6 protein-coding genes and 1 pseudogene are annotated in these 8,441 nt (G+C 37.6%); 4 read left to right on the forward strand and 3 right to left on the reverse strand.

All coding sequences use genetic code 11. The features are described 5' to 3' along the window. The first annotated feature begins 211 nt into the window (after nt 1-211). Complete coding sequence (locus VSA01S_RS18730; protein ID WP_039982707.1) at nt 212-4,639, forward strand: LysM peptidoglycan-binding domain-containing protein; 4,428 nt, start codon at nt 212-214, stop codon at nt 4,637-4,639. Between the two features lie 89 nt (nt 4,640-4,728). Next, complete coding sequence (locus VSA01S_RS18735; protein ID WP_039982708.1) at nt 4,729-5,484, forward strand: immunity protein TsiV2 protein; 756 nt, start codon at nt 4,729-4,731, stop codon at nt 5,482-5,484. A 64-nt stretch (nt 5,485-5,548) separates the two neighbouring features. On the opposite strand, the pseudogene VSA01S_RS20395 reads toward VSA01S_RS18735, so the two are convergent. After that, a pseudogene (locus VSA01S_RS20395) lies at nt 5,549-5,653 on the reverse strand (IS6 family transposase); the annotation flags it as partial. A gap of 322 nt (nt 5,654-5,975) precedes the next feature. On the opposite strand from VSA01S_RS20395, the gene ybiA reads away from it, so the two are divergent. Further along, nucleotides 5,976-6,542, forward strand: a complete 567-nt coding sequence (gene ybiA / locus VSA01S_RS18745) for a riboflavin biosynthesis intermediates N-glycosidase (RefSeq protein WP_219727220.1) — start codon at nt 5,976-5,978, stop codon at nt 6,540-6,542. A gap of 27 nt (nt 6,543-6,569) precedes the next feature. Beyond that, nucleotides 6,570-6,794, forward strand: coding sequence for a hypothetical protein (locus VSA01S_RS18750; RefSeq protein ID WP_039982710.1), 225 nt, complete (start codon nt 6,570-6,572; stop codon nt 6,792-6,794). Nucleotides 6,795-7,037: 243 nt separating this feature from the next. Here the strand turns inward: VSA01S_RS18750 and VSA01S_RS18755 are convergent, their stop codons facing one another. Then, nucleotides 7,038-7,550 carry a hypothetical protein gene (locus VSA01S_RS18755; RefSeq protein ID WP_039982711.1) on the reverse strand — a complete coding sequence of 171 codons (513 nt, stop codon included), beginning with the start codon at nt 7,548-7,550 and terminating at the stop codon, nt 7,038-7,040. Between the two features lie 96 nt (nt 7,551-7,646). After that, complete coding sequence (locus tag VSA01S_RS18760) at nt 7,647-8,033, reverse strand: tautomerase family protein (protein WP_039982712.1); 387 nt, start codon at nt 8,031-8,033, stop codon at nt 7,647-7,649. Nucleotides 8,034-8,441: the final 408 nt, after the last annotated feature.

Here is an 8,441-nt window from a genome sequence, read left to right on the forward strand (position 1 = left end):
CTCTCCTGCACCATCAGCTTCGGTTCATCACGACGTAACCAGTGCCCTTATTCAATTTCTGCAATCAACACAGACATACCAATCAAAGATAGATGTCACTTACTCTAACGATATAGTAAAAAAAACTAGTAATAACGGTATGTTAACTAAAGCTTTAACATGATGAAGTGATTAAAATAGAAGCATATTTGTCTTTGATTTCGAGTTTATAATGAATTTAAAATACCCTAGGTGTGCGCCCAAAACCTCAGCTGCCTACCAATGTGTTAGAGAAGAAAAGCCCATCGAGCCCGTAGAAAAAGCTTTTCAAGAGCAGGAAGAAGAACCTATGTTTGCTTATGGGGTCACTTTTGCTTGTCATGTAGACCTATTTAAAAGTGCGGTCATGACTCAAATAGAAAAAATGTTGGGTAAATCACAACAAGAAGACCGTATCACACAATGGAACGTCTCTGCTGCCGGTCAATACACACAATGTGTTGCTCAGGTAAAAAAGGAAGAAAAGAAAAAGTTTTCCATTGGTTGGCGCAATCAGTCAACGACTGATTTTGGTATTGAAGACATTACGCCTCAAGAAAAAGACAAGCTGACTATTACTGAAACCTTCATGCCAATTCGCCCTGCTATTCAAACTGGGAAAGTACTTGGCCTTCCCACTGAGGGCTATATCTATCATTTTTTAGAGGGTAAATTAGTTCATGAATACCGATTTAGTGATAAATCAAATAATAGGTTTCACATCACAAGAAGTATAGATGGAGCAATGAATACTGAGCTGCTAAGTGAATATTCTTTTGACTTCATTCTAGCCATCTCTGAAAAAGGTGGCCAAACGGTTACTGATCAATATTTACTCTATAGCCGTGAACCTCTAGACGATGATGCCATGCAAAGCATCGATAAAGCATTTCTCAATGAGAATGGCATATTGCTGGATATGAGTAAACTAACGCCGTTGGTTGGTGGCCCAGGTTCAAGAAAGCACCATCAAATTGAACAAGGCGACACTCTAATAAAAATTGCCGATAAATCTGGCCTATCTCTTGAAGAAATCTATGAGCTGAACCCTTATTGGAAAGGAAAAGAACGCAAGTTAGAAGTTGGACAAAAAGTTTATCTTGAAGAACTAGCGAAAGATTTTAACCATTCTCTCGATGTATTTTATCCGACGAGTGGTGATTACGTAGCACCTTGGTTATTTGTTATTCGTAAAGCCGTCAGTGCCATGGCTTTTCCTGTTGTGACTATTGCTCGTTCTGCAGATACAGGTTTTGGTGCCATAGCTCCAATCCGTTATGCCATAGATGTGTGTGATCCTGAGACTTTAAAAAATGAGGTCATTGAAGGTGTCAATAAAATTGAGGACAAAACCATTTTCACAGGCGGTATTTTCCGCTCTGACAAGGTTCCATATACCCTACGTCAACTTCGGGACGGCTGGTTGTACTTACTTTCACAAGATCCAGAAACAGAAGAATGGTCGGTTTCTGAATATGAAGTTACTAAAAGTGAATTATATCGTTATGTCGGAAATACTGTTGAAGAAAGAGCTAATGCAACGGCTGAAAAACCTGTTTCATACTTACTGTATCCAACTGATCGACCTTGTTATATTGGTTTTTCTATCCAACGTTGGACGCAAAGAATACAAGATATTTATGTTACAGATGAAGAAGTCCGAACAACCATTTTACGTGACCCGAACGCTGAAGAGCATCGTGCATCCATACATGATATTGAGAATTATGTTGCAGATGTCGGGAAGGAAAAAGATCTTTCCATATTTAATTGGACCAGTGCTTCAGTTGAAGTAGATGATGAAGATAAAGAAGAGGGCGAGCCTGGATTAATTTCATCTTTAATGCAAAAAATCCATGAAGACTATCAATATCTGGTTCCAACCACCTCTGAACACCATTTTGTTGCTCTAGATGATCCTATTGCAGATATTACGGATTTGCATTTAAGGCTTTCTCAATCGATTTTACCAATATTGTTAAATGAAGAAGCGCAAAGAAAAGTGGTGATAGCAGAAACCGTGCGTTCCATGGTTCGAATATCCATCCCGAAAAAGATCCTTAATAAAATAGATTCTTCTAAGTGGATATCTGTTGAACAAGACATAGACACATGTTTAGAACACCATTATTCGCAATATGTTTTAAGTAAATACAGCAGTACGGCACAAAATTACTATTCAGCAAAAGCAGCAGAGGCCGAGACCTTTAGAAAAGCTTATCCAGCGGCTTTGTCGAGGCTTACAGAAAATGGAATAGATGAGGCTTTACTTAAAGCACGACTGCCAGAGTACATAAAACGGCGAAAAGCGCACTCTCAGGTAAACTGGAAAGACTTAGATGTTTTTTACCAAGAGTACCTTAGCACCAGATCTAAATGCGTAAGTAGCATTGAGCGTGATTTACCCATTTTAATTGATGCTTTACAAATACTGGGCCCTAAGCCAACTCATTTTGGATTAGATGATCACAAAGCAGGCGTGCAAATCGTATTAAGTAGACTAGTGAGCAGCATACTGGACCAAATGACGATGGGGATTCAGTGTCTGGATAAACTGGAACCTGCTGATAAAGATAATGTCGAAGCCATTCATAAAAAAATAGAATCTTTGGTTGACGATCCAAAAAGTAACATAGTGGGTATATCGACTTACTTTTTTAGTGAGGAGACGTTCGTAGAATTAGAACGCATGTTTGACACGCTAGCTCTTCCTGAAGTACTTAATAATAACCGAGTACCCATTGCAGGTTTCCTATCTGCTTTTAATGATGTTGTTGGATTTAATGGTGAAAGCTCTGGGGTCTTTAAGGCTACAAAAAATTTAATAATGCCTATGGAAGAACGTATCAATAATCTAGAACAATGGGCAATTAAAAGAGGAGATAAAGGATTAAATGAGATACGTTCATTGCGTTTTAAAACCATAAATATATTGTTAAAGCTAGGTAGTAAACAAGCAGCTCGAAGCACTTCAATAGCTCTTTGGGGACAAATTGCGTTGGATAAAGGCACAGTAACACTCAATAAGAATATTATTAATGAGCAGAAAGCAGCCAATTCTAATTATCATCATTTGCTGAGTGAAGCCAAAGAACAAAGGGCTTTTTTACATGCGACAGAACCTGGTAGTCAAGCTCATGAGATGGCAAAGAAAAATCTTCAAAGTATTGATGAAGCAATTGGTTACCACGTAAATAAAAGTACCACTGTATTCCAAGAATATATGAGTGATTCCCACAGTGAACCAGTTTCTTTTAAAAAATTGAATACGGCATTCGATGCTATTGGTCGAATGGATTTTGTTGTTGCCTCTTTGAATATTATTAATCTCATTAACACGGGAACAGATCTAAAAGATGCATTAAATTCAGCGCCATTTAAAGATACTAAAGAAGAAGAAATGACCGTTGCTTATAGCGCAGCATGGTTTATTAATAATGTAGGGGCCACAGTCCGAGCCGTCTCTTTGAATAACATTGAGTCTGATAAGAAGCTTATGAGACTGAAGTTTTCAGATATTGAATCGGGGACGTCAGCCAAAATGGTTACTGCTAAGCAATTAATAAAACAATCATTGATTGCTAGTGTTGCCGGTGTAATTGCTGCTGGCCTTGAAGGCTTTCAGGTTATTGGAGAAATAAAAAAATCAGATGATTTCTTTGAAAGCACTTTATATTTGGGAAAGTTTGTAGCGCTAGCAGCACAAGGGGCATCTTGGGGGGGGACCGCCATTCGTTCTCTAATGGTTCGGTTTGGGTCAGTTCGGCTGGTGTCTGTTCTATCAGGCACTGCTTTCGCATTTAATTTCTGGGGAGCTGCTGCTTATCTTGTTATCAGCCTTGTTATAGCACTACAGCATAAGACCCCGTATGAAAAGTGGCTCAAACATTGTATTTGGGGGAAAGAGCCCAAACATGATCGAAATGCGGTAGAGGAATTTCATGATCTTGTACAAATTATCAATCAACCGACCATACATTATCAATTCCATAGACAAAATATCACTTCTAGGCACAGTAACAGCGCTCAAGTATTTTTTGCAGTTGTTGTTTCGGTATATATCCCTAATAGTTATGAAGAAGATGTATTTACATTATGTATAGGTACAGGAAATAGTTTAAATGACTATCAAACATTGACGGTAGAGAATATAGGGAAGATTTCATGGGGCGTGCCAAAAAGTAAGAACTCAGCAACTAATGAAGACAAAAACATACTTTCAGAAAACTCAGTGGAAGAAGAGTTATTAGCCAAAGTGAAAGATATGGATAATAATGTCAAAAATGAACCTAACACAAATCGACTGTCTTTCGTTTTACAGGAACAAAAAAATGGGAAAAATATTTTGAAAACTGTAACAGCAATCGTTGCACAAGGAGTTGATTTTGTTCAGCAAGACAAAATAAATATCTTTGTTAGACGTACAATGAAAAATCCATATTTTATGGATTCAATAGGCGTAATCTCTGATGATAAAGAAGAACTATTGACAATGGGATATCAAAGCCAGGGGCGCGCAGGTATTAAAGAACTTAAAGTTATGGAAAATTCAAATGAACAAGCGGTCTCCTATCTGACAGGCAAACACTTTGTTGAATTCCAAATTCCTAAATTAGGTTAATTCAAAGAGCTTAATTTAGCACGCCGAGAACTCTACTCTGTTTCTCGGCTATTTTAGCGTCATAGGTTAAAAGTTAAGGTAAACCGGATATGTATATATCATTAGACGAACTTCCTCCCCTCACTGAAGGGTATGTCCAAAAAAAACACCAAGAGACTCTAGAGTCAAAAACACTATATGAATTCAAGTTGATAAGACAAATGCCAACAGATTTTCTGTCATATGGTATGATGGCGACGTTATTTGCTCTTACTCTTTGGGTTGGATTTGGAGTAGCTGATTTACCATTTTTTAATGTTCTTATCGTTTTGGTTTTCCCCGCTATAATTTGTTTTCATGCTTATTATGCAAATGACCCAGATATAGAGCAAACCGTTAGGTTAACAGAGAAAGGTATCATCGTAACGGAAATCACACTACTTCCAGATTTTTTCTATACCTTTTTACGCTATTCTGGCTTTTTAGGGATTGGCATTGGAGTGGTCGCAGTTTTGATTCTCGGCCCTTGGGCACTAGTAGGCCCAGGAGCTGGTATATTAATCGCTTTTAAGATGGCTCGGGCAGAAAATATACCTAATGTTAAGGTTTATCCATTTAACCCTAATCTGAATTATAAAAATGAAATTTTTGATTTTACCTTTAAAAACGGTCTCAAAGACAGAGCAATATCCCCGTTAATAAATATTGGAATTGAAAGTAACGAAAGATGGGATTTGTATAGTAAGCATGATAATTATTACTCCGTTTTTTATGCCGCAGATGAAGAGCAACAAGCTGAATTTATGAGCCATCTGGAAAAAATAATTAATATTGTTGAATTGGATGAAGAGACAACTCTCAATTGATATTGTTGAGGGCTTGTTGCAAAAATTGAAGATGTGTTTGAGGTACCCATCTGAGCACCTCTTTTCATGCGTAAATTCCAAAGATATTGATGAGTTCATTGAGGAAGGCGGATCTCTCATGCACCCTTAGTTTCGGCTCATCACGACGTAACCAAAAGTCAAATTGGCCCACTTTGATTACGCTATTAGAGATAGTGAGTGCTTAATTAAAGGCTGTGTATCGAAAGAATACATAACAAGGCAATGGTATGAATACATTGAAAGAATTTATTGGGGCAAAGTCATATGAAATCCTTTTTTCACATACTGACCAATATGGCTCCCCTATAGAAGACATGGAAGATGTAATTTACAAAACATAAACTCACTTCTTACTAAGCTAAATTAGTCACGAAAGCTTTGCTCCTTTTCTAAGGCGCCCGCATGGCCGCCTTAGTACTTTGCAACGTTAAATGTGCGCATACATCTAATATTGGAAGAGAATAGAAAAATTGAAGATTAGAACAAGAGAAGAACTTGTGGATTTTGTAAACCACGGAAATAAGGTGAAGTATGTCTTTTTCTGGGGGCATCATGGAAAAGGCGGCCAAGTCACAAAGAGTTGCTTTAGCCAATGGTTTTACTCAACATTCGAAGAAGATGGTAATGATTATATCACGGCCGAACACTACATGATGTACCACAAAGCTAGGTTGTTTGGTGATAATACAGCGTGCAATAAAATTCTCTCTGCTAGCAATCCAAGAGAAGCTAAAGCTATTGGCCGTGAGGTAATTGGCTTCGAGCAAGAGTTATGGCATGAGAAGCGATTCGACATCGTGGTAAAGGCTAATTTGGCAAAGTTCTCTCAAAATTTGGATCTAAAGGAATTTTTGATAAGTACCGGAGATAGAGTATTGGTTGAAGCTAGCCCGGTAGATCAAATATGGGGTATTGGGTTGGCACAAGATAATCCAGCATCTGAGAACCCAAATACGTGGAAAGGCCTCAATCTTTTAGGATTCGCGCTCATGGAAGTTAGAGCTCAGTTAATAAATAAGACAGATGCTTTGTTATAACACTCTTGGTGCATATTAAGGAGGTTGTTGCAACAAGCCCCTCATGAGCACAATTATAACTACGGTCCAGGATACTCTGCCGGTAGAGAAACTATGAATAAAATTAGTGAATTAAATGACTTGCTTATTATGAATACTTGCTTACGTTCTCTTAGTATTCATATGAATCCAAATGATTTTAGCTACGAGATATTATTAGTATCATCAAAAACGGAAGATGCAAACTCTGGCCAAGTATCGGTATTTTTTTAGATATAAGTAGTTTCCAATACAATTGGTGGTTATCTAACACAATTTATGCACTTGCAGGTACAAGAGTGTAATTCTGAGATGGGAACGAGTAAACTTTCAATTGAATGAAATACTGAGGTGCATCAAGCTCATATTTTAGTCTACCCTGCCTAACTCAATTTTGGACAAAAGTGAGTTAGGGCGAAGCTATAACTCTTTCCGTGAACATTAGAAAAAGTATCTTGAGTCTTAAACGTTTGTTAGCTATTTTTTCAAGAAATCAAGAAAGTTAACGTCAAACACACCTTCTTCATCTTCAATACGAACCATAGAATTGAAAGGGGCTTCTTCAAATGAAGGGTTTTCTTTTAAGATGTCTAGAAATAATGGCTTAATTTCATCACTTTCTATCGCCAAAGCGAGTGATTCGTGCGCAATCCTAATCAATAGTTTAATATCTTCATCTTCATCGCCTGAAAGCTCCTCTTCCTCCCAACTTTCCATGATGTCTCGGAGTTTTGATACATTCTTATTACCTCTTTCAAAATCAGAAAGAATAATAAACTCACCATGTGAGACTCGATTGTGTTGGACAAAGTTCAGCCCATCCTTATTCCATATATTCCAATGCATGTCATAATGCCAAAAGGCAACAGATATAGTCATATGGGAAAAAGCCTTCTGGCTTACGTAAAATTTTAATTCATCAATTTTGCTATCAATTAGCGTTAATAAAACACTCTTGTAACAATCAACTAGCTCAGTTTTATCTATCACAACAATTCCTATAAATAGCTAACGCTGCCGCAAACATGTGGCTACACTTTTGCGAAGCAAAAATGCCACATGTTGGAGGTCAGTTTGAGTGCCTTGTCATACGTTTACCTTGTACTTCAGATCGTTAACTTCATCACCAGTGATCCCGCGAAAACCCCAACAATGAGTTGGTTGTTCCTTGATGATAATTTCAACATCAACAGGTGAGATACCAAGACCACTTTCAATATCCTTGAACAGAGACTTGATTAATGCCTTTTTTGTTTCGACTTTACGGCCTTCCATCATATTGATTTCAATAACCGTATAAGCATCCGTTCTGCCCCTAGGATAATAGAAGTCCTCTTTTTCCATTGGAATAAAGCGATGAGCACGTTTATCTTTGGGTAAACCAAGAACAGATCCCATACAACGCTGAATAATATTGGATAGTTCAGCTTTGACTGGGTTTAAATTATGTTTAATTCCATATATGACGATCATGTTGATTCCTTCGATTACGTATAATATTTTAATATCATGTCAGCACGAATTTATATATTCAGCATATCTCAAGAAACCTATCTAACCAACTGAAATTTATGCATATAATTAAGCTTGAATCTAATTACTAGCTGAAAACCGTGCAAGCACATATTGCTTCCAATTCAAGGCATGTTATCAATCAAAAACTTCCCTTTAGTTCTCTATTATTCAATATTTTAGAAATAGTTGAACAACATATTCGTGCGTAAGTGCGATTGAAGGTTAGCCTGTTTCGGATTAGAACATTTAGCTACTTTGTCGGTACTCTATGCATGAGGAAAAGTAAGGCAAGTTGCAGGGTTTAAAACTGAGTTCACCCCCTCTCTGACGCAAAGACGTGCTTGCCGAGATCGGCGTTAGCACGTC

This window comes from Vibrio sagamiensis NBRC 104589 (assembly GCF_007990935.1).
Lineage (GTDB): Bacteria > Pseudomonadota > Gammaproteobacteria > Enterobacterales > Vibrionaceae > Vibrio > Vibrio sagamiensis.